Source organism: Microvirga rosea (assembly GCF_020595095.1).
GTDB lineage: Bacteria > Pseudomonadota > Alphaproteobacteria > Rhizobiales > Beijerinckiaceae > Microvirga > Microvirga rosea.
This window is the reverse complement of the sequence record NZ_JAJDOP010000005.1, coordinates 1-21,595: the sequence shown is the minus strand read 5'-3', so window position 1 is coordinate 21,595 and position 21,595 is coordinate 1. Positions and strand designations below refer to the sequence as shown.

The window sequence follows — 21,595 nt, the reverse complement described above, 5'->3', positions numbered from 1 at the left end:
CCGGGCTTTTCGATGCTTTGAAGCGTGATCTTAAACGGCGATCCGCTCGTCCGATTCACTTGGTTCGCGCAGCACGTAGCCACGGCCCCAAACGGTCTCGATGTAGTTCTTGCCTTGAGAGGCGTTGGCGAGCTTCTTGCGCAGCTTGCAGATGAAGACGTCGATGATCTTCAGCTCCGGCTCGTCCATTCCGCCATAGAGATGGTTGAGGAACATCTCTTTCGTCAGGGTCGTGCCCTTACGCAACGAAAGGAGTTCCAGCATCTGGTATTCCTTGCCCGTCAGGTGAACGCGCGCACCACCCACCTCGACGGTCTTCGTATCGAGGTTCACCACCAGATCGCCGGTGGTGATCACCGATTGCGCATGGCCCTTGGAACGACGCACGATCGCATGAATGCGGGCGACAAGCTCGTCCTTGTGGAAGGGCTTCGTCAGGTAGTCGTCGGCGCCGAAGCCCAGGCCTTTCACCTTGTCGTCGGTGCCGGCCATGCCGGAGAGAATCAGGATCGGGGTCTTGACCTTGGCGACGCGAAGCGTGCGCAGCACCTCGTAGCCCGACATGTCGGGAAGGTTCAGGTCCAGAAGAATGATATCGTAGTCGTAGAGCTTGCCGAGATCGACGCCCTCTTCGCCGAGATCCGTCGCGTAGACGTTGAAATTCTCGGATTTCAGCATCAGCTCGATGCTCTGCGCAGTTGCGCTGTCGTCTTCGATAAGAAGTACGCGCATGTTTATTCCCCAGCCCTTGCCCTTGGGTTAATGACAAGCCGGTGGCTGCCCACCCGCCACAGGGCCTGTGGCGGATGCCCTCTTGAACTGATTCGAAACGCTAGTTCAGAATGGTTAACAAACCCTGATTCAGACATGCAAGCGCTTAACGACTTGGTTCTTCCCCTATGTCGTTCCGGGCCGCTGACATGTGTGGTTTGAGGCTCCATTCCAAACCGTTCCGTCCGACTGAAACTCTTTGCTTTTCGGGGCTTTACGCCCCGGCCATGCGATCGACCCTAAGGAGACTCGCTGTGACGAACCCAGTGTTAACGAGTTCGGTAAACGAAAGGTTGATGGCGCCGGGCCTGTGGATAGATTGCTGCCTGAGTGACATATCTCACTGCAACCTTTCCTGAGGATTTCCTCGGCGGCGGTAAGGAAAGGTCAACTTCCATGCGTGATGGTAAATCGCGTCCGGGGGATAACTGAGCGATCCACCGGGCACGTGAAACAGCGACGTGTGGAGTTGAATCAAGATGAAGTCGCGGGATACGCTCATCCGCCTCAAGCGCTTTCAGGTCGACGAGAAACGTCGGAAGGTGGCGCAGATCGAGATGATGATCGCTGAGTTCGACCGCATGGCGGTGGATCTCGATCGTGAAATCGCGGCGGAGGAGCACAAAGCCGGGATCTCCGATCCGAACCACTTCGCCTATCCGACCTATGCCCGTGCTGCGGCGCAGCGCCGGGACAACCTACGCCAATCGGTCCAGAATCTTCATGTTCAGCTCGACGACGCCAAGGCGGAGCTTGGCGAAGCGTTCGAGGATCTGAAGCGTGCGGAAAGCCTCGAGGACCGGGAGCGTACCGGTGATCCGGTGCGTGACGGTGCCGTCATCCAGGCCGCTCAGCCAAGAGCCATGCGCGCCTCGGCCTGACATCCTCTTTCCCTTCTCCCATTCCATCGGCGCGCCCAACGGTGCGCCTTTTCTTTGGCCGGGATCAAACCTTGCCAAGCACCGGAACGTGGGACCCGGCATCGCGCGGCAGATGGCCCGTGAGGCGTGGGTCGTCCGCCACTTCGAGCGCCCGCTTGTAGGGCTCGAACCCGGCACGTCGATAGAACGACAGGGCACCGGGATGATCCAGGGAACAGGTATGGACGAAAAGCCGGTCGACCGGCTTTTCGAAAGCTCTGCGGATCGCCTCCCGGATCAGGAAGCGCCCCGCGCCTTGGCCGATCGTTCCGGGCACGAGGCCGAGGAAGACCAGCTCCGCTTCGCCTGGCGTACGAAAGTCGAGTTCCAAGAGTCCGATATCGGCGGTTCCGTCGCTGAGCGCATAGGCCTCGACCTGCGAATTCCCGATCACCGCCTGGAGATCGTCTGCCGACATGACGGCCCGGCTGAACCAGAGCCAGGGCTCTCCGATGCGCCGGAACAGCGCGCGGTATCGCTCCGTATCGCCGGTCAGGCGCTGCAAATTCCATGGCGCCGCTTCATCCGGTCCGGGAATGGATGGGGGCCGGTGCATCCGGAGATAGGTCACGACGGCCGCGATCTTTCCCTCGGGCAGGTCAGTATAGCCGTTGAGGTTCAATGCCATGGAGGAGGCTGCCGTCATTCTGCGACCATGTCCTGAAAAAGCTGCGTTACGGAACGGTTTCCCATGGTCGGGACGCGAGGGCAACGGGGAGGCCGCCCTGGGAGCTTTCCTCCACGTAGCCGTTGCCGCCGGGGGCCAGCGGCAAGCCGTCCGACGGGCTCCGATCTTGCCACGGAGCGAGCTTCGGGAAAGAGAGCCGTTCTACACCGTCCGGTCAAAAGTCTTTCGTGGGTGTTCCGCGCCGAAATAGCACCGGGCCGCGACCGACTTCCCCCTTGCGGGGCAAAGGCTTGTAGGGCACACAGAGATCAAGAGCGAAGGAGCCGTCCGCCTCCATGAAAAATGTGCGTGAGTTCGTTTGGCCCCTGATCGGGCTTCTGGCGGTTGGCATTTCGGGTTGGCTTCTTTACCGCGAGCTTCGCGGCCTGTCCCTCGATGATGTCTGGGAAAGCCTGAAGGCGGTGCCCAATCATCGCTACCTGTTGGCGGGCCTCTCGACGCTGGTCGCCTACGGGGCGTTGGCCTGGTACGACCGGATCGCCCTCCTGCACCTTGGCGTGCGGCATATCTCCTGGCTCTTCGTCTCCATCACGTCCTTCACCACCTACGCCCTGTCCCACAATATCGGCGCTTCGGTTTTCTCCGGCGCGGTGGTCCGCTATCGGGCCTATTCGTCGAAGGGCTTGAGCGCCGCTCAGATCGCCGTGCTCGTGGCCCTGTGCTCCTTCACGTTCGGCTTAGGGACGATCCTGCTGGGCGGAATCGTCCTGACGGTTGATCCGACCCTTCTCCACCGGCTCGAGGATCTTCTCCCCGCTGTCCTGACCAATCCGGCGACGGCTCGGACGGTCGGCTTCATCCTTCTGGGCCTCGTGGCGCTTTATGTGGCGGGGTCCATCCTGCACCTTCCCCCGCTCGTGATCCGGAAGGCCAAGATCGAATATCCGCGTCCGGCGATCCTCTGGCGCCAGCTCATGGCGGCACCTCTCGAGCTCCTGGGAGCGGCCGGGATCATCTTCTTCGTTCTTCCGGCCCATGGGGAGCCGAGCTTCATCGTCGTGCTGGCCGTTTTCCTGGCGTCCTTCTCGGCGGCCCTGGTCAGCCATGCCCCCGGAGGCCTCGGAGTCTTCGAGCTCGTCTTCCTGACGGCGATGCCGGACATTCCAAAACCCGATGTGCTGGCGGCATTGATCGTTTTCCGCGTCTTCTACCTCCTGATCCCCTTCGCGTTGTCGTTGATCGTGGTGCTCCTGTTCGAGCGAGCCCGCTTGGCGCAGGCCTGGCGGGGACGAGGCGCCCCGGGCGGCGGATCGCTGCCGCCATCCCCCTTGGTCTGATTCCTCCGTGTCCACGCGCTGGCGACGCCTGGGGTTCGGGCTTTCGACCCTTCTGGGGCTGAAAGAGCGCGGTTTCTTCATCCCTTACCGCTACGCCGCCGGTGTCGAGGCGCAGGGTTATCCGGCGCTGCGGCCTTTGTTCGAAGAGGCCGGAGGCCGTTTCTCCGCCCTTCTCGACGATATCGAGACCTATTCGCCGGAGCTGCGGCGGATCGCGGACGGCGGGGGACCGGCCCGGTTCGATCAGGACTGGTTTCCCCGGCTCGACGCCGCTGCAGCCTACGCCATGATCCGGACCACCAAGCCCGGGCGTATTCTCGAGGTGGGATCGGGCCATTCCACGCGCTTCATGGCCCAGGCGGTCCGGGATGGCGGCCTGCCGACCCGGATCACCTGCATAGACCCGGCTCCCCGCGCAAACCTGGGCCGGCTCGATGTCATGCACAAGCCGGTTCTGCTGAAGGATGCCGATCCTGGCCTCTTCGCCGAGCTGGACCGGGGCGACGTGCTCTTCATCGACTCAAGTCATATCGCGATGCCGGGCACCGACGTGGACCGGCTCTTCCTGGATGTGTTGCCCCGGCTCGCGGAAGGAACCCTGGTCCATGTCCATGACATCACCTTGCCCGACGCGTATCCGGAAGAGTGGTCATGGCGGGGATACAACGAGCAGCTCCTGGCCGGAGCGCTCCTCCAGGGGGGAGCCTACGAGCTGGTTTTCTCAAGCCATTTCGTGGCCCGAACCATGCGGCCCGAGGGGCGCGGCGGCATTCTCTCGGACATTGCCGTTCCGCCCGGCGCCTTGGAGACCAGCCTTTGGCTGCGAAAGCGCCGGTTCGGCTGAGACCCTCAGCAGGCTGCCTCGTGTCTGAGCTGCCCAGGCTCCGGAATGCGGAATCCAGCCTCCGCATACTCGTTCAGCTTGTTCCGGAGGGTGCGAATCGAGATGGCTAGGATCTTGGCCGCATGGGTCCGATTGCCCTGGCAATAACCCAGCGTCGCGAGAATGAGGTGTCGCTCGACGTCGGCCACGGTCTGGCCGATCTCGATCGTGTGCAAACCCAAGGATCCGCCGGGAGCCGAAGCAAGGCTCATCGCCGGGGAGGGAACACGCGAGGGCGAGACATCGAGGATTTGTGGCACGGATGGAACCTGCTGAAGCAATGGGGCCTGAGCACGATGTCCGAGGATGGTTAGGAATCGCTTAACAGCCCTGCGAGGACCCATCCGACGCAAAAAGGGCGCAGCTTGGCGGCCGCGCCCCTGAGACGACTGGATTGAAGACAACTGGATTGCCTTACTGGCGATAGTGTTGGATACGCGTGGTCCGCAATCCGGCAAGTCCATGCTGATCGATGGACAGCTGCCAGCTGAGAAACTCTTCCGTCGTCAGCGTGTAGCGCTGGCAGGCCTCCTCGAGGCTCAGGAGACCGCCGCGAACGGCGGCAACAACCTCGGCCTTGCGGCGGATGACCCAGCGGCGGGTGCTGGACGGCGGAAGATCGGCAATCGTCAAGGGACTACCGTCGGGCCCGATGACATACTTGACCCTCGGGCGGTGGGGTTCGGTCATGATACGCTCACACAAAAATTCAACGACCTTGTCGAGGGTGACCTTAAGCGCCCCCGCTTAATGTTTTCCTAAGCGCACCAGTATGATCGAAGAAGGCGCCCCAATCCGGCCATAAGGGTTAACGAGCCGTGACGTTTCGAGCTCGCCGGCGCTCTGGAAGATTGGCGCTTCAATCGCTATAGAAGAGTTTTGGCCCCTCCGTACGCCGCCTTGAACGGCGCCTCGGGATGGAACAGATGCTCAACTCACTCGATCTCCCCCGCGATCCGTCGCAGACGCGCGTCGTGGTTGCCATGTCCGGTGGCGTGGATTCCTCGGTCGTTGCCGCTCTCCTCAAGAAGGAGGGCTACGACGTTCTCGGGATCACGCTCCAGCTTTACGATCACGGCGCCGCCGCTCATCGGAAAGGCGCCTGCTGCGCCGGCCAGGACATCTACGATGCCCGCCGGGTGGCGGAGGCCATCGGCATTCCTCATTACGTGCTCGATTACGAGGCTCGCTTCCGCGAGGCGGTGATCGACCGCTTCACCCAGAGCTATCTCGCCGGTGAGACGCCGATCCCGTGTGTGGAGTGCAACCGCTCCATCAAGTTCCGCGATCTGCTCGAAACCGCGCAGGAGCTTGGAGCCGATGTGCTGGCAACGGGACATTACGTGGCCAGCCGCGCTCTGCCCGATGGGCGACGGGCGCTTCACCGGGCGGCCGACCCGGACCGGGATCAGAGCTATTTCCTGTATGCGACGACGCCGGAGCAGCTGAACATGCTTCGGTTTCCGTTGGGGGAGTTGCCGAAGGACAAGACCCGGGCCCTGGCTCGCGAGTTCGGCCTCACCGTGGCGGAAAAGGCCGACAGCCAGGATATCTGCTTCGTCACGCAGGGACGCTACAGCGACGTTATCGAGCGGCTGAAGCCCGGGGCGGTGCAGGGGGGCGACATCGTCCATGTGGACGGGCGCGTCCTTGGTCGTCACGACGGCATCATTCATTACACCGTGGGGCAGCGGAAGGGGCTCGGCATTTCAACCGGGGAGCCTCTGTATGTGGTGCGCCTCGAGGCCAAGGAGGCACGGGTGGTCGTCGGCCCCCGGGAAGCCCTGGCGACGCGCCTGATTCGGATCTCCGATGTGAACTGGCTCGGCGACCTGCCTCTGGAGCGGGTCGGGGAGAAGGGCGTCGAGGTGGCGGTGCGGGTCCGCTCCACCCGCGAGCCGCGCCCGGCCATCCTGCGCGTTGACGGAACCGGCACTACTGTCGAGCTGTTATCGGCGGAAGATGGGGTGTCTCCCGGTCAAGCTTGTGTCATCTATGAGAGCGATGCTCCCCGGGCACGTGTGCTGGGCGGGGGCACCATCGCTCGAACGACAGCTGAGGTCGCCCCCGCCGCGGCCTGAGGCTTCCCCACTGAAGGACGCTCCATGACGGATGCCCCCACGACGGCCCTGATGCGCAAGGCTTATGCGCGCTGGGCCCCGATCTACGATGTTGTCTACGACAAGCTGACGGAGCCGGCCGCGAGGGCCGCCGTGAACGCGGCCGTGGCCTGCGGTCCGCGTGTTCTCGAGGCCGGGGTCGGCACGGGCCTGTCGCTGGGGTATTATCCAAGCCATGCCGAGGTTTACGGGGTCGATCTCTCGGAGGACATGCTGCGCCGGGCCCAGGACAAGGTCGACCGGCGACACCTCACCCACGTGAAAAGCCTCCAGGTCATGGATGTGACCCGTCTCGGTTTTCCCGACGAGAGCTTTGACGCCGTAACGGCTCAGTTCATCATCACCCTCGTGCCGGAGCCTGAGGTCGCCCTGTCCGAGTTCGCCCGCGTGCTGAAGCCCGGCGGCGAAATCGTGCTCGCCAATCATTTCGGCCAGCCCTCCGGCCCCATCGCAACCCTTGAGGAGCTCGCTTCGCCCGTCGCGAAGGCGATCGGCTGGAGTTCCGCCTTCAAGGCGTCTCGGGTCGAGGCGTGGGCCCGGGCCACGGGGCGCATGGAAGTGGTCGAGCTCAAGGCGCTCTTCCCGGTCGGATTTTTCAAGTTGATGAGAATCCGCAAAAGAGGCTGACGACTGCCTGATCGTAAGTCGAAGGCGGCTCTTTGGAGGCAATTCATACCGCTTCGCTTGCTATTTCTTCTACCCGTCCCTAGATTCATCTTATCGTTGTTTGGCCGGATCTCTGGGCCCCGCCGCGTTTTATGAAAGCGCGCGTTCAGTCTTCTTCCCAAAAATCGAAAAACCGGGCAGGTTGCGCTCTCTGGCGCAGCCTGTGTGCCTTCATGCCAGAAAGACCTGAAAATGCTCCAAGGAACCGTCAAATTCTACAACGAACACAAAGGCTACGGCTTCATTCAGCCGGATGACGGCGGAAAAGACGTCTTTGTCCATGCCACGGCCCTTGAGCGAGCCGGCATGCGCGGCCTCGTCGAAGGCCAGAAGGTCAGCTTCGAGATCGAGACCGATCGCCGTTCGGGCAAGCAATCCGCCGGAAACCTTCAGTCCGTCTGAGACGAGGCTTTTGCCATATCTTCGCAGGAGGCTGGGGTCTCCTGCCGGCCGAGGGGCGTCGAGAAACAGGACGAAATGCAATTCCGCTTCATTCCCGAGCCGGTGGGCCAGAACCATTGGACCGCCGGTTTTACCCTTTCCCGGGTCTGGGCCAGGGAAGCCGGCGACGAGCGAGAGGTCAGCCATCTGCTGGACCGTTCCTATCTTTATCAATCGTCCCGCGAGCTGCGGTGGCATCTCGCCTACCGTTTTGGACTTGCCGCGCAGGCGATTGAGCTGACTTCCGAAGTCTGAGCCCTATCTAGATCCTCAGCTCGCTTCTCTTAGAAAGTCGATCCCATGCGTATCTTCATGTTCGTTTCCCAATCCCGGGATGAGCTTCATGCCTTTGCCGGGGATGAATCCGGCAGCAAGCTGCCGGAGAAGTACGGCCCCTGGGGACTGACCGGTACGCTTCAGTCCCGCCAGTCGCCGCCGCACAACTTCTCCCGTCGCGTGATCGAGCAGGCGATCTCGTCGGAGGGCTTCCAGCTCTGGCGCACCAAGCCCAAGGGCTGAGCGCCATAGTGGACAAAAGCACACCCTGCCTCTCGCCGGCGCGCGGTTTCGGTCGCTCAAAGGAGGGGTTGGGTTCGTCCGCGTAAATCTGCGCCGAAACCGCGTACTCTTCCTTGACAGACAAGCCGAACCCTCCCTATATCGCGCCTGTCTGACGCGGGGATATTTCCCCGTTCCTGGGGCGGAGTAGCTCAGTTGGTCAGAGCAGAGGAATCATAATCCTTGTGTCGGGGGTTCAAATCCCTCCTCCGCTACCACTAATGACATAAGTCATTGAAATTGAAGATGAATTTAGCGCTATTATTCCCTTTGCGGTAGCGCCTTCAGCTCAAGAAACCCAATGATCTCAAGAACTGCACCTCATCAGCGGCTAGCCGACGGTCGATGACTGACCGTACTCATTCGCGGTCAAACGTAAGCAGCTGGCGTTCGCTTCCCAAGCATGGATAAGTCGCGGTGACCTCGCTGTGTGAGCAAACTCCACTTTCGTCGCGAATGCCTGCTTTTGACCCATAGTTGCCCTTCAGGAGGTTTGGTGTTGCGTTATTTCCTGTCGGGATCTGAGGGTTTCACCTGATAGGCATTCTCGGGGGCGCGGCTACACTCAAACGTCCTTCGACACCCGCAGGGCCTGGGGAAGTTTGATGAAGCGGATCATTTTGGCAGCTCTTGCTTATCTGACCGTCACGGCAACGGCACTCGCCCAGGCGCCACCCCCTGGTTCCTCGACTGACCGCCAGATCCAGCGCCGCGGCGTCGACGCGGTGATCTGGGGCATGCCGGCGGTCAACACCGACCTGATGCGTCAGGAAATGCTGACCAAAACGCCCGGCAAGGTAAACCAGGTCATCTATTGGGGCCGCCCGCTCGACTGGCGCAACCAGACGCTCACTCCCAATCCGGACGTCATCTACTTCATGGTGTTCTTCGATACCAAGGAGGTCGGTCCCGTTGTCCTAGAGATACCGCCGGGAGACGCCAGCGCGTCGCTGACCGGCAATATCATGACCGAGTGGCAGGTCGCCCTCGAGGATGTCGGCCTGCTTGGCATCGACAGGGGAGCGGGCGGAAAGTTCGTGATCCTGCCGCCGGACTTCAAGGGAAGCATCCCACCTGGCTACACGGCACTACCCTCCGACACGTACGGCAACTATGCGCTCCTGCGCTCGAACATGAAGAGCCACTCCGAGACTGATGTAGCGGCATCGATCGCCTACGGCAGGCGCGTGAAGGTCTACCCGCTTTCGGCCGGAGCCAACCCGCCGGAGACGGTCTTCACCGACGTGAAAGACGTCACTTACGACAGCACGATCCGCTACGATGCGAGCTTCTTCACCAATCTCAATCGCGTCGTGCAGGCCGAGCCCTGGATCGAGCGCGACCGCGCGATGATCGACCAGATCCGCACAATCGGCATTGAGAAGGGCAAGCCTTTCGCACCGAGCGAGGCGACGCAGAAGATCCTCACCGCGGCTATCGGTGAGGCAAAGGACACCCTGGAGCAACGCTACGACGCCGGCTTCCCGCCGTACTTCCCGAACAGTCGCTGGACCTATCCAACCCTGCAAGAGGCCATCGAGGGGCAGGGTACGGGCTATGCAGACCGCGACAAGTACGCGGTCGATGCACGGGCACTGCTCTACACCTACGGCTATATCGCCATCAAACGCCCGGGCACGGCGCAGTTCTACCTGATTTCCATCCGCGACAAGGACGGCAATGGCTTCGATGGCAGCAAGACCTACCGCTTACGTGTGCCGCCGAACGCGCCGGTGCAGCAGTACTGGTCTGTCACCGCCTACGACCGCCAGACCCATGCGCTCATCAAGGGCGTGGACCGCGCCAGCCGCGCCTCGAACAGCGCCGAGGTGCAGAAGAATGCCGATGGCTCCATCGACGTCTGGTTCGGGCCAAAGGCTTTGGCTGGCAGAGAAGCCAACTGGATACCAACAGATCCGCAGCACGGTTTCGAGCTGATGTTCCGGGTCTATGGCCCGAACAAGGAATTCTTTGACAAGGCCTGGGTGCTGCCGGACGTGGAGAAGGTCGCGGCACAATAACCGCACCGAGCTCTGACGGATACCCCAATCGATGGAATGCTAGGAGTGGGGTATGCACGTTCGGCAATTTCTGAAGGCAGGCGTCCCGGGTGCCCTGTTGCTGGCTTGCCCGATAGCATACGCCTTGGCCCAAACGCCGCCGACCCAAGCCTCCTTGGTCACGCCCTCACCGACCTGGGCGCAGGCGATGCCGCCGGGGCCGGACACGCGGGTGAAGATCACCGAGGCCTACGCTCGGCATGTGGCCCGCGACGCTTTCTTCTGGGCCTGGCCGATGGTCAACCTCTACAACAAGCGGCGCGGTGCGGAACAATCGACCGAACTCGCCTACACCGGACCGGTCCCGGCCGCGCCGCTCAACCGGCTCGCCATGCTCACCGACTACGTCGACCCGGATGAGCGCCTCGTCGCCTGCCCGAACCAGGATGTCGCCTATGGCGTCGGCTCGCTGGGCCTGGAACAGACGCCCGTCGTGATCCAGGTGCCGGACGTCGGCGACCGCTTCTGGGTGTATCAAGCTGTCGACCTGCGCACGGACGGATTCGTTCGCCTCGGCAAGATGTACGGCACCACGCCCGGCTTCTACCTGCTCGTCGGGCCAAACTGGCAGGGAGAGGTGCCCAAGGGCATCGCCGCGGTGTTCCGATCCCCGAGCAACACCGCTCTGGTGGCGCCCCGCATCTTCCTCGACGACACGGCCGAGGACCGGAAGGCGATCCAGCCCGTCCTGCGCCAGATCCTGATGTACCCGCTCGCCGAGTACGACGGTATAATGAAGAGCATCGACTGGAGCACGATCAAGCGTCTGCCGAATGCCGCCACTGGCGAGCAGGAGGTGAAGTGGGTGCCGCCCGAGTCCTTCGTCGACACGCTGCCGGCCGTGCTGGCTGACGCCCCGCCGCTGCCCGGGGAGGAGGCGCGCTACGCCCAGGTGCTCGCGGTGCTGGCAGCCGCCAGGGACAACCCGCGCTTGAAGCAGGCCATGATAGAAGGAGCGAAGGAGGCGGATGAGACGCTGGTGGCGCCGCTGTTCGAGTTCCGCAACTATGGCCAGCAGCTCTCGCACCACTGGAGCACGATCTCGAACGAGGCCGCCTTTGGCACCGACTACTTCACCCGCACGGCGGTGGCGAAATCGAACATCCTCGTGAACGCCCCCAACGAGACGAAATACTATTACCAGAATCTCGATGCGGAGGGCCGGCGGCTCAACGGCGCCAACCGCTACACGGTGACGTTCCCGAAGGACCAGACGCCGCCGGTCAACGGTTTCTGGTCGCTGACGCTCTACAACGAGCACCACTTCTTCTCGCCAAACGCGATTAACCGCTACTCGCTTGGGACCAAGAACAAGGATCTGAAGCTGGCTGCGGACGGGTCTCTCACGCTCTATATCCAGGCGGACGAGCCCGCGGATCCGGTCCAGCGGGCCAACTGGCTTCCTGCGCCCAAGGGCGGCGACTTCTCACTCTATGTACGGGCTTACTGGCCGAAGACTGCGATCATCGATGGGTCGTGGACACCGCCGGCCGTACAACAGGTGAAATGACAACCTCAGTGGCGGAAGGTCAGGAAATGGCACTAAGCGGACGCTGCCTGTAATCCCGGGTGGGGCCGAAAGAGCGTAACTGGAACCATATAGATGACTGTTGGCGGTTGACGGTAGTGGTCCTCAGCCACCAATATCGCCTAAATTCCCGACATTGTGACAAGTCCGGTCGGCGACAGGTGCTCGCGTCGCGTATTGGCGCGCGAGGCTGCATTTATCGGAGTTCGCCTTTATGGACCGGAGGCAGCCGGGCTCTCGTTTCGAAGGCCTTAACCGGCCATCGTGACGATCAATGGTCCGTTTCGGGTTGCGACAACCGTATGTTCGTACTGAACGGTCGGGGCCTTGGGGCTGCTGTAGAGCGTCCAGGGATCATCGCCGTCCTCGGCCCACTCCGCGCCGAAGGACAGGAATGGTTCGACGGTGAACACCAGGCCGTCGCTCATGATGCGGCGTTCGGAGGCGTCGGGCCACGTGGCGATTTCCGTCGGCTCCTCGTGAAGCGACAAGCCGACACCGTGACTGGCGAGATTCCTGACGAGACTGTAGCCGTTTTTCCGCGCAAAACTCCCGATGGCCTCGCCGATGCCGGCAATCGGCTTGCCGGCTCCAACTTGCCGCAGGCCCGTCCACATGGCGCGCCGGCCATCCCTGCAAAGACGCTCGATCGACCGGGTGACGGGCGGAACGGCGAATGACGCCCCCGTATCCGCGAAGAAGCCGTTCTTCTCGGCCGAGACATCGATGTTGACCAGGTCGCCACGCGCGATCCGCCGGGCGCCCGGGATGCCATGGGCGATCTCCTCGTTCACGCTGATGCAGGTCGCCCCAGGAAAGGCGTAGGCCAGCTCCGGGGCCGGACGTGCCCCGGCTGCTTCCAGGAGCTTTCGCCCGATCTGGTCGAGTTCAAGGGTGGTCATGCCCGGCTCGAGGGCCTTCCCCATCGCCTCGAGGGTATGGGCGACGATCCGCCCGATCTCTTTCAGGCGGCTGAGGTCGTCGTCGTTTGAAATCGTCATGCCAGGCTCTTCCGAAAGCCGGGACATAGCGCTTCTGGGCGCGGCTGACAAACGGAGGCGAGAGCGCACGCCGAAATACGATAAGGCCCTTCAGGGAGCGAATGGCGTGACGGGGCAGGGCGGGGCAGGGCGGGGCAGGGCAGGGAGCGCCCTTGCGGCAGCCCATGCCACGGTCGACGCTTGCGCCTCCGAAAGAACGTCATTGGAACCGGGAGAGAAGGGGCGAGGATTGAGGCATCGTCGTCCCGCTGGCGGTCGGTCCCCCTGTTTGGGTCCTGTCGGACGGTACAGAGCCCACCTGAAGCGAGCATCTGCGAGACGACCGCTATGGACGCGTGGTTTCGCGTTTCGGCAACTTTTAGGCGCATTGCCGTGGGGTCTTGTTATTTTTAGTTGAAATAAATCTACAATCGCGACAAGTAGAACTTCCTACGAACTCTGCAAATTTTCCCAATGGACTTTGTGCAGAATGCAAAGATGCCGAGTTTTCGGCCTCGGCTTTAGCCATGGTTAACGGCCATGGACCTTGCGGCAACCGGGCCCGTCCATTGAGTCAGCCGCCTCAAGATCGTCAAAACCTCCCCCGAATACGCCCGGAATCTGAATTTCGTGATGCGTCCCCTCCGTACGAAGAGCTTTGCAGGAAGCATAAACTGCTTAATGATATGTAATCTCGTATCATATGCCTGAAGTGGGTATCACGACGGCATGAAGTGTGGCGGCACAAGCCAAGGGGACGTCAAATGAACAAGCCGGTCTTCGATAAGTCGCTTTCTATCGAAACAACCGACATCGGTAACTTGCTCGACGACACGCTCGTCGGTGCCGCTGCAGCAAGTGTGCTTCCTTCTTCGGATCCGGCTGACGCGCCGACGGCTGCGGATCAAGCGCATGAACCGGTTCCGGCATCAAGGCTGATCCAGGACGATAAGAATGGGCGTCGTTCGATCGAGGTCCTTGAAGCGTCCACTCACGTTCATGATCATAGAAATGAGGAGGTAACGAGTGCTCAACAGCATAAGGCTGTCATTGATGTTTCTCTTGAGGCTGAGGCATCCTCTAGCTATGCGGGCATAGACCATGAGGGCGCCTATTTGGCTATGGCGCCCGAAAGCGATGCTATCATTGCTGAGGTTGAAGGATTTTCGATTGCAGGTTCGCATCCTTCCGATGCCACTTTTGATGCAATTTCCGTCGGGACTGCATCCCCAGCAAGGCAAGGCGCTACGTCAAGTGATCAAGCATTGACGGCGTCGAGTTCCAATAAAGCTGCTGCAAGCGGCACGCCTGTACCTCTTGCAGCGTATTACTATGAAGGCAGAGACGATCCTAACAATCCAGACAATATTGATCTGACGCAGTTTGCTGGTTTTGCCGTGCGTGCAGATCTGCGGGCAGGAGACGATATTGTTAAGGCCGGCGGAACCGGAAAAGCAACCATCTATGGTGGCGAAGGCAATGATTACATTTATGGTCGCTTTTCAGCTGACGGTGGTGATGAGTATCATGGCGACGGCGGCTTCGATACGGTCGATTTCAGCCATTTGCCACTTAATTCAAGTTACGCGATGCTGTTCGACGGGTTCAGCGCATTCATTGGCAGTTATGCAAATATATATCCCGACATAGAAAAAATCATCGGTTTGAATAGCTCTGCAGACCGTGGAGATACGTTCTATCTTGACGGGATTTGGGCTACCCTTAAGAAATCATGGCATTGGGCTGGACTTGCAGGCAGTGATAATCTCCAGAGTGGACTCGGGGATGATACACTCGACGGCGGAAATGATGCGGATGTCCTACAAGGCGGGGAGGGAAATGACTGGTTGTATGGAAGTTTAGCTGAGGATAACGCCGGAGATGTTTTGTGGGGTGGGACTGGTGATGACTGGCTTGTAGGTGGCTTTGGGGACATCCTACTTGGTGGAGACGGCCAGGATACTCTTGAGGGTGGATGGGTCTCTTATGTTGATTTCACATACACTAAGAATATCCACAACATACATGATTTCAGTTTTACATATAAAGGTCCCATCATCGATCGAACGATTGATCTAATCAATAAAACGGCGACGGACGGGAATTATACCGACACTTTAAAGAACGTCTGGCAAATCTCCACAGGTGGAGGCAACGATACCTTCAAGGCGGCCAACTACAGCGTTTGGTTCGATGGTGGCGATGGCAACGATAATTTCTATACGGGCGCCGGCAACGACACCGTGTATGGCGGTTTCGGCTACGATATCTTCTATGGCTCTGCTGGCAACGATCGGTTCGATGCTGGATCAGATTCTGGTGCCGTTGACTACATCTCCCTGGCTGGATACGTAAACGTCGATCTCGGTGCAGGCACCGTCGCCAAGTCAATTGGCGGTGGCGATTCTCTTGTGAACATCAATTTTGCACAGGGAACCAATAGCAGAGATACGATTATCGGAAACTCGGTAGCCAACCATATTTGGGGCGCCGATGGGAACGACACTCTCGCTGGTATGATCGGGAGCGATACGCTTGAGGGCGGAATCGGGGACGATTCTCTCGATGGGGGCAGTGAGAACGACACCTTAATTGGTGGCGAAGGTAACGACCGCCTTTATGGTGGTACCGGTATCGACTCAATGGACGGCGGCACCGGTGACGATGAGTACTGGGTCAATAGTGATAAAGATGTCATCACTGAAAGCGTAGGGGGAGCCCTCGGCGGTATCGACAAGGTTTATACCTCAGTCAGCCTTACACTGGGTGCGAACGTCGAATATGCCTACGCAGATCCGGGTACAGCGCCGATTAACCTGACCGGAAATTCGCTTGACAATTTCCTGCAGGGCAATAGCGGCGTTAATTCTCTTAATGGAGGAGCTGGCGCCGATACTATGATCGGCGGCCTCGGTAATGATATCTATTATGTCGATAATTTGAGCGACGACCCACGTGAGTTTAATCTGACGTCCGAGGGCTGGGACACTGCCTATATCTCCGTCAAAGACTTCGATGGACGGAAGCTCGCCAATATCGAAGACGTCCAATGGTTGAATGGCGGCAGCGTCGACTATGGGCCCAACAAGCCCGTAGAGGTCGCCAACACCTTCAAGCCCATCGATGAAATGAAGACCGGTCCTGCCGGCCGTGTCCAGGCAACCGATGTTGACAGTCTTGGCGGTCCGCTCAAGTACGAAATCCTCAGCCATCAAGACAAGTTCCGGGTCGATGATGACGGCTGGATCTACTTGACCACCGCAATCAACTTCGAAGGTCAGACACCGGGCCTCATTACAGGCACAGATGGCAGGAAGTATTTCGAGGTTCAGGTTCGTGCCATTGAAACCGCGAGCGCGAAGATTCCATCCGACATCACGACGGTCCGCGTCTATATCAATGACGTGAACGAAGCGCCGACCAGCCTTGTCTACAGCGGGCCTTATCGCGTCAAAGAGACCGACATTCCTGGTTACGTCATCAGCATCAATCCATCTGTAACGGACCCGGACACGACACCGCAGGGCTTCACGTATCAATTGCTGGATCTGCAGGGCAACGTTCTCGGCTCTGATGCCATGTTCGTGGTGGATCCTACAACGGGTGTCCTCAAGAGGGGCAACGGCACCATCCCGGATGTTACCTCCTCGACAGAGTACAAGTTCTTCGTGCGGGTAACGGATAAGGGCAACCTCTCCTACACCACGCCGCAGCCGGTCTCGATCTGGGTGGACCCGGTTGAAAATCAGAGGCCGAATCCGCCGCAACTCCAGGGAGACGTTTCGCCCGTTGCCGAAAACACGATCGGCTCCGCCGTCGCGACGGTTCTGGCGAGCGACGACAACAACGGTGGCCCGCTCCGTTACGAGATCTTGACCAACGGTGAGTTCTTCGAGGTCGACAACAACGGCAACATCAAGGTCAAGGCGGCTCTGAACTATGAGGCGCTGGATGTCGACAAGGACGGCAACCACTACATCATGCTCGAAGTCCGTGCTTACGAGCGTGATGGCGGACTTGTCTCCGACGCCACCCCGATCAAGGTGATCGTCACGGACGTCAACGAAGTGCCGGTCCTCACGCTCGACCGCTCGGGGCCCACCACGCTTCATGCCGGTGCCACGGAAGCAGGCGTGACGATCGTCGACGCGGACGTGACGGATCCGGACAACCCGATGGGGCCTTACGGGACGAATAAGTTCAAGTTTGCCGACACCAATGGCCCGAAAGATGGAAGCGGTCTTTTCCAGATCGACGAAGACACGGGCGTCATTACGACCGTCGGCAAGATTGGGCGCGATGTCCCGTCCCAAACCATTACGCTTCAGGTGATCGCCGTCGATGCGACGGACGGAACCGTTCGGTCGGTGGTCAAGACCTATCAGGTCGTCATCGAAGGCGTCGGCGCGAACGATGATGAATATATCATCGATGAAGTTGGAAAGACCTTCGGCGAGGATCCGGATCCGATCCTGGGCGGATACGATGTCGCCACGGTAAAGATCACGGAGCACTACACCCTCGACGACGATGATGGCATCGAAGTGATGAAGGCTTGGGATGGGCTCGATTCCGGCATCAATGTCACGGGCAACAATCTCAACAACACGATCATCGGCGGCGATGCCAATGACACCCTCGACGGCGGCAGCGCTGGCAAGGACAACCTGAGCGGCGGCTTGGGCGACGACACCTATATCGTGTCGCGCCTCGACGGCATCACGATTGATGAAGTGGCCGACGCGACCGGCGGCAGTGACACCGTCAAGCTCGTCGGAGATGCATTCAAGGGCACGGGCTACGTTCTCGATGCCTTCCTCGAGAACCTTGACGCCAGTGGAACCACGGGCCAGATGACGCTCATCGGCAACGATGACGCCAACCTCATCATCGGTAACGCATCCAGCAACCTCCTCGCAGGCGAGGGCGGCAACGACACCCTCGATGGTGGTGCGGGAACCGACGCCGATGTCCTCGAAGGCGGAAGCGGTGACGATACCTATCGGATCCGTCATTCCGGCGACGCCATTGTCGAAGGCGCAGGCGACTTGTTCGACATCGCCGAGGTCTTCATTCACGATGAGTATCGCCTTGCCAAGAACGCGCAGGTCGAGGTCCTCCGGGCCGGCGATGGCTTTACCGAAGGCGTCCACCTGATCGGCAACAAATATTCGTCGACCATCCTTGGCAGTGGCACCACGAACGTCTCCGATACCCTCGACGGCGGCACCGGCGTCAGCATCGCTCACATCCTCAACGGTGGCGATGGAAACGATACCTATATTATCGTAAATGTCGGCGACGAAATCGCCGGAGAACTCGGCGACAACAATAATACGACGATCCACGGCTCCAACGACGTCGCGTACCTCTACAAAGGCCTTTATGCGACGGAAAAGGACCTTGAGGACGCCGTTGCTTATTACATGAGCAAGGGAATAGAAAAAGTCGACTTCCTGCCGGGCATGCCGGAAACGGAGGACAACAAGGCTCCGATCAATGCCCGTCTCGAAGGCGACGTGGTGATCGCGACCATCGCCGAGAACTCGCCGGGCCCTGACACGATTGTCGGCAAGGTTATCGCCGATGACGACGGGGACACAGCGAACCTCCGCTATGAGATGCTGGATCCGAATGATCTCTTCTTCATCGATCCCGATACCGGCCAGATCCATGTAAAGGAAGGGGCGCTTCTCGATCTGGAGGCCAAGGGCACGTACTTTGTCTATGTTCGTGCTGTCGAGAAGAGCGGAGACGAATTGCAATCCGCCTACCAGAAAATCACCATCAATCTCACCGACGAGAACGAGGCTGCGGACAATATCGTCTTCACCGGCGACAAGAATGTCTATGTCGGAAACGACGTCGGCACGGTGGTCGTCACCATGGCCGCCCATGATCCGGACATCATGAATGCGGACTATCGCAACAATCTCTTCCGCTTCAAGGACGGGCAGGGACCCAACAAACTGATCAGCGCCGACGGCCTGTTCTTCATCGATCAGGCAACCGGGCAGATCAAGGTCAACACCAAGCTCGCAGCCGCCAATGCCGGCCACCACGTCCTCCAAATCGAAGCCTATGATGCGGGGAATGGCGAGATCGTCAGCCAAGCCTTCCAATACGATGTCGTCGTCCAGTCGGACGTTGGCAATCAGGCGCCCAACAATGTCCACCTGACGTCAGGCGGAACGGAAATCACCTTCGCCGAAGACGTGGCCAGCCAGGCTTTCGGGCCGACGGTGGTGGCGTCCGACGATCACGACGTCGCCGATCTGCGTTACTTCATGGAGGACAGCGCGCTCTTCGAAATCGACGCCGTCAGCGGTCAGATCCACCTGAAGAACAACGTCCATCTCAACTATGAGGATGCCAGCGTCGATAAAACGACCGGCGCCCACTACTATGAAGTGGTCGTCCGTGCCCGTGACATGAACGGAGACGGCGCGTGGTCCGACCCGCAGGTCATTCGGATCAACGTCACGGATGTGAACGAAGGACCGGAGCATGTCACGGTCGAGACGAAGAATGCGGTCCACGTCGGCAATGACAAGGACGTCCTCGTGGCAATCGCCACGAACGACGACCCGGACGGCAAGGACTCGGGCTTCCTGAACAACCACTACAAGTTCGTCGATGGCGATTGGTTCGGCACTACGAGCAAGGACGGTCTTTTCACCATCAACGACAAGGGCGAAATCGTCCTCGCCCGCAAAGTGACCGCGGACGATGACTTCGTCCACACGCTCAAAGTGGTCGCATTCGATGACTCCGGTCACGCGAGTGCGGAGACGGCTTATACGGTGGACGTGGAGGCTGCAAGCAATACGCCTACAATAGATCTTTCTCAGACATTTGTTCGCGAGATGGCTGGCAGCGGCTCACTTGTTGGCCAGATAGTAGCAAACGCGACGGGGACATTGAAGATCAAGAAGGCCGATGGAACCTTCGGTAGTAATGATGGTATCTTTGCTATCGATGGCAATAAACTTGTCGTGATGAACGGTGCGAAAATTGATCGTGAACAGGCCTCCACGATGAAGGTCACGTTAACGGTCGACGACGGAGTGGATACAACTGTAGACCCGACGCAAGACTTCGTTATCACAGTTCGTGATTGGCAAGCTGAAAATGCGACCCTGGAACTACAGAGCGGCCATCTGGATGGAAAGGACACGTTGATTGGAGGAGCCGGTAAGGACATCCTGATTGGTGGAGGTGATAACGACAAGCTTTACGGCCGGGCAGGAAACGATACCCTCACCGGCGGCGATGGCAATGACATCTTCGTCTTCGATCGGTCTGTGAGCGCCACCAACAAAGACGTTATCACCGACTTCAGTAAGAACGCAGCTGGCAACAATGCAGACAAGATCTACGTGAGCAAATCTATCTTCAATCTCGCAGGGACTGCAGATAAGGAGCTCAGTGCTAACGCGTTCCTTAAGATGGGTTCAGGAACTAAAACTGCGCAGACGCGCTTCATATATAATGAGAGCACCGGCAAATTGTATTGGGATCAAGATGGTTCAGGTACAGTGGCTCAGGAAAAGGAGATCATCTCCTTTACCAATACGAAGCCTAGCCTGTCGGCAAGCGACCTCTGGGTGATTTAAAGCTTACTCTTCAGCCAAGGGCGATATCCATTGGTGATGATAGGTTCGCTAAAATTAGAAGCCATCGGGGCCATCCTCGGTGGCTTCTTTTTTCGGTGTGTCTTGCATTAAAGTTTCTATTTTTGCTGGTCTCCATGATTGCAAAGCAAATGGACCAATGCTAATTAGTTATGTTACATCGTGTCTTTATCTGTCTCATTAAAGAGGGGGCTATCATGGTTAACTATTGGAATCTTGACATTACTCCAGTTGCAGGGCTCACCAGCCAAGACGGTCCTGGTGAGATCAAGTTTCATGAGAGTATTCAGGCAGGCACCGTGATAGCCTACCTTTCAAATTTCAAACCAGGCGAGAATCTTGCTGGTCTCAGCTTTGTTGCTACGCCAAATTCAGCTGGTGACGATGGTGGTAATTTCGCTTTTCAGTATAATCAGGCAGCCAATCGGTGGGAAATCGTTCTTGCCCAAACTATAGACTATGAAAACTTGAATACATACGGCGAGTTTAATTTTACCGGAACCGGCTCTGCTGTAAACTATGAATACTCAGCTTATTTTTCCGCCATCGTTATGGATGCAAACGATAATCCCGAGGATATCGCTCTGACCAAAGCAGATGGTTCGGCTGGGCAGGTCATTATCAGCGAGAACACCGAAAACGGTACGAAAATCGGGAATCTGTCCGCGTTTGACGATGATGAATACGCCGAATTCAATGCCATGGGCTTTCTGAATTACCAGATCGTTAATGATCAAGGCCAGCCAATTACAAATGGCCCCTTTGAGATCGTAAAGATCGGCAACGACGAGAACGCTACGTTTGAGCTGCATGTCCGGGACAAGAGCCAGCTCCAGGTCGCTCAAGACACCGATTTCAAAGTTCGCGTGAAGGTTATCGATCCCGAAAGTGACGCAACATCTGGCTTCGCTTTCAAGGAGTTTACCGTAAAGGTCACGGCAACGCAGGACAATCAGCCTCCGCAGACGCCGACGGTGACGACGCCTGTCGTTCTGACCGAAGGCACCGGCCACCAAGTGGATACGGTAGCGACTGCAACCTCCAACGACGACGGAGTCGGCGGCACGAC

The 21,595-nt window shown here is 59.1% G+C and carries 16 protein-coding genes, 1 tRNA gene and 1 pseudogene; 13 read left to right on the top strand and 5 right to left on the bottom strand.

All coding sequences use genetic code 11. From position 1 onward, the window contains the following. Positions 1-30: 30 nt before the first annotated feature. Entirely contained in the window at positions 31-732 is a 702-nt protein-coding gene (gene ctrA, locus LJD17_RS13970) for a response regulator transcription factor CtrA (RefSeq protein ID WP_152587015.1), read from the bottom strand. 518 nt (positions 733-1,250) lie between these two features. On the opposite strand from ctrA, the gene fliJ reads away from it, so the two are divergent. Continuing rightward, positions 1,251-1,652, top strand: coding sequence for a flagellar export protein FliJ (gene fliJ / locus LJD17_RS13965; RefSeq protein WP_227384809.1), 402 nt, complete (start codon positions 1,251-1,253; stop codon positions 1,650-1,652). 64 nt (positions 1,653-1,716) lie between these two features. Here fliJ and LJD17_RS13960 read toward each other — a convergent pair whose 3' ends face one another. Further along, complete coding sequence (locus tag LJD17_RS13960) at positions 1,717-2,337, bottom strand: GNAT family N-acetyltransferase (protein ID WP_227384808.1); 621 nt, start codon at positions 2,335-2,337, stop codon at positions 1,717-1,719. A gap of 317 nt (positions 2,338-2,654) precedes the next feature. Between LJD17_RS13960 and LJD17_RS13955 the strand changes: the two genes are divergently transcribed. Together LJD17_RS13955 and LJD17_RS13950 are read left to right on the top strand one after the other, a co-directional pair. Further along, positions 2,655-3,656, top strand: a complete 1,002-nt coding sequence (locus LJD17_RS13955) for a lysylphosphatidylglycerol synthase domain-containing protein (RefSeq protein WP_227384807.1) — start codon at positions 2,655-2,657, stop codon at positions 3,654-3,656. A 7-nt stretch (positions 3,657-3,663) separates the two neighbouring features. Next, positions 3,664-4,500 carry a class I SAM-dependent methyltransferase gene (locus tag LJD17_RS13950; RefSeq protein ID WP_227384806.1) on the top strand — a complete coding sequence of 279 codons (837 nt, stop codon included), beginning with the start codon at positions 3,664-3,666 and terminating at the stop codon, positions 4,498-4,500. 5 nt (positions 4,501-4,505) lie between these two features. Here the strand turns inward: LJD17_RS13950 and LJD17_RS13945 are convergent. Beyond that, positions 4,506-4,700, bottom strand: a pseudogene (locus tag LJD17_RS13945) (helix-turn-helix domain-containing protein); the annotation flags it as partial. 253 nt (positions 4,701-4,953) lie between these two features. Beyond that, positions 4,954-5,229, bottom strand: a complete 276-nt coding sequence (gene sciP, locus LJD17_RS13940) for a CtrA inhibitor SciP (protein ID WP_109595385.1) — start codon at positions 5,227-5,229, stop codon at positions 4,954-4,956. 236 nt (positions 5,230-5,465) lie between these two features. Between sciP and mnmA the strand changes: the two genes are divergently transcribed. The 8 genes from mnmA to LJD17_RS13900 all read left to right on the top strand — a co-directional run bounded on the left by mnmA (position 5,466) and on the right by LJD17_RS13900 (position 11,894). Beyond that, the gene (gene mnmA / locus LJD17_RS13935; protein ID WP_227384805.1) at positions 5,466-6,620 is read left to right on the top strand and encodes a tRNA 2-thiouridine(34) synthase MnmA; all 1,155 of its coding nucleotides are present in this window, start codon (positions 5,466-5,468) and stop codon (positions 6,618-6,620) included. Positions 6,621-6,644: 24 nt separating this feature from the next. After that, positions 6,645-7,286 carry a class I SAM-dependent methyltransferase gene (locus tag LJD17_RS13930; protein ID WP_227384804.1) on the top strand — a complete coding sequence of 214 codons (642 nt, stop codon included), beginning with the start codon at positions 6,645-6,647 and terminating at the stop codon, positions 7,284-7,286. Between the two features lie 231 nt (positions 7,287-7,517). Further along, positions 7,518-7,727 carry a cold-shock protein gene (locus tag LJD17_RS13925; RefSeq protein WP_227384803.1) on the top strand — a complete coding sequence of 70 codons (210 nt, stop codon included), beginning with the start codon at positions 7,518-7,520 and terminating at the stop codon, positions 7,725-7,727. Between the two features lie 75 nt (positions 7,728-7,802). Further along, entirely contained in the window at positions 7,803-8,021 is a 219-nt protein-coding gene (locus LJD17_RS13920) for a hypothetical protein (protein ID WP_227384802.1), read from the top strand. 45 nt (positions 8,022-8,066) lie between these two features. After that, the gene (locus LJD17_RS13915; protein ID WP_227384801.1) at positions 8,067-8,285 is read left to right on the top strand and encodes a hypothetical protein; all 219 of its coding nucleotides are present in this window, start codon (positions 8,067-8,069) and stop codon (positions 8,283-8,285) included. 180 nt (positions 8,286-8,465) lie between these two features. Beyond that, positions 8,466-8,542, top strand: a tRNA-Met gene (locus LJD17_RS13910). A 387-nt stretch (positions 8,543-8,929) separates the two neighbouring features. Beyond that, positions 8,930-10,345: a DUF1254 domain-containing protein gene (locus LJD17_RS13905; protein WP_227384800.1), complete on the top strand. Its 1,416-nt coding sequence runs from the start codon at positions 8,930-8,932 to the stop codon at positions 10,343-10,345. A gap of 211 nt (positions 10,346-10,556) precedes the next feature. Then, entirely contained in the window at positions 10,557-11,894 is a 1,338-nt protein-coding gene (locus LJD17_RS13900; protein WP_227384799.1) for a DUF1254 domain-containing protein, read from the top strand. 269 nt (positions 11,895-12,163) lie between these two features. Here the strand turns inward: LJD17_RS13900 and map are convergent, their stop codons facing one another. After that, positions 12,164-12,913, bottom strand: coding sequence for a type I methionyl aminopeptidase (gene map / locus LJD17_RS13895; RefSeq protein WP_227384798.1), 750 nt, complete (start codon positions 12,911-12,913; stop codon positions 12,164-12,166). A 743-nt stretch (positions 12,914-13,656) separates the two neighbouring features. Between map and LJD17_RS24075 the strand changes: the two genes are divergently transcribed. Together LJD17_RS24075 and LJD17_RS13880 are read left to right on the top strand one after the other, a co-directional pair. Continuing rightward, on the top strand, positions 13,657-20,508 hold the full coding sequence (locus LJD17_RS24075) for a cadherin domain-containing protein (RefSeq protein ID WP_264478406.1): 6,852 nt from the start codon (positions 13,657-13,659) through the stop codon (positions 20,506-20,508). Positions 20,509-20,723: 215 nt separating this feature from the next. Next, the coding region (locus tag LJD17_RS13880; protein ID WP_227384797.1) for a cadherin repeat domain-containing protein at positions 20,724-21,595 on the top strand (872 nt) is incomplete at its 3' end.

Bases quoted from the DNA above. Each gene is read 5' to 3' on its own strand.
- ctrA (WP_152587015.1), bottom strand. From the start codon at position 732: ATGCGCGTACTTCTTATCGAAGACGACAGCGCAACTGCGCAGAGCATC.
- fliJ (WP_227384809.1), top strand. From the start codon at position 1,251: ATGAAGTCGCGGGATACGCTCATCCGCCTCAAGCGCTTTCAGGTCGAC.
- LJD17_RS13960 (WP_227384808.1), bottom strand. From the start codon at position 2,337: ATGACGGCAGCCTCCTCCATGGCATTGAACCTCAACGGCTATACTGAC.
- LJD17_RS13955 (WP_227384807.1), top strand. From the start codon at position 2,655: ATGAAAAATGTGCGTGAGTTCGTTTGGCCCCTGATCGGGCTTCTGGCG.
- sciP (WP_109595385.1), bottom strand. From the start codon at position 5,229: ATGACCGAACCCCACCGCCCGAGGGTCAAGTATGTCATCGGGCCCGAC.
- mnmA (WP_227384805.1), top strand. From the start codon at position 5,466: ATGCTCAACTCACTCGATCTCCCCCGCGATCCGTCGCAGACGCGCGTC.
- LJD17_RS13930 (WP_227384804.1), top strand. From the start codon at position 6,645: ATGACGGATGCCCCCACGACGGCCCTGATGCGCAAGGCTTATGCGCGC.
- LJD17_RS13925 (WP_227384803.1), top strand. From the start codon at position 7,518: ATGCTCCAAGGAACCGTCAAATTCTACAACGAACACAAAGGCTACGGC.
- LJD17_RS13920 (WP_227384802.1), top strand. From the start codon at position 7,803: ATGCAATTCCGCTTCATTCCCGAGCCGGTGGGCCAGAACCATTGGACC.
- LJD17_RS13915 (WP_227384801.1), top strand. From the start codon at position 8,067: ATGCGTATCTTCATGTTCGTTTCCCAATCCCGGGATGAGCTTCATGCC.
- LJD17_RS13905 (WP_227384800.1), top strand. From the start codon at position 8,930: ATGAAGCGGATCATTTTGGCAGCTCTTGCTTATCTGACCGTCACGGCA.
- map (WP_227384798.1), bottom strand. From the start codon at position 12,913: ATGACGATTTCAAACGACGACGACCTCAGCCGCCTGAAAGAGATCGGG.
- LJD17_RS24075 (WP_264478406.1), top strand. From the start codon at position 13,657: ATGAACAAGCCGGTCTTCGATAAGTCGCTTTCTATCGAAACAACCGAC.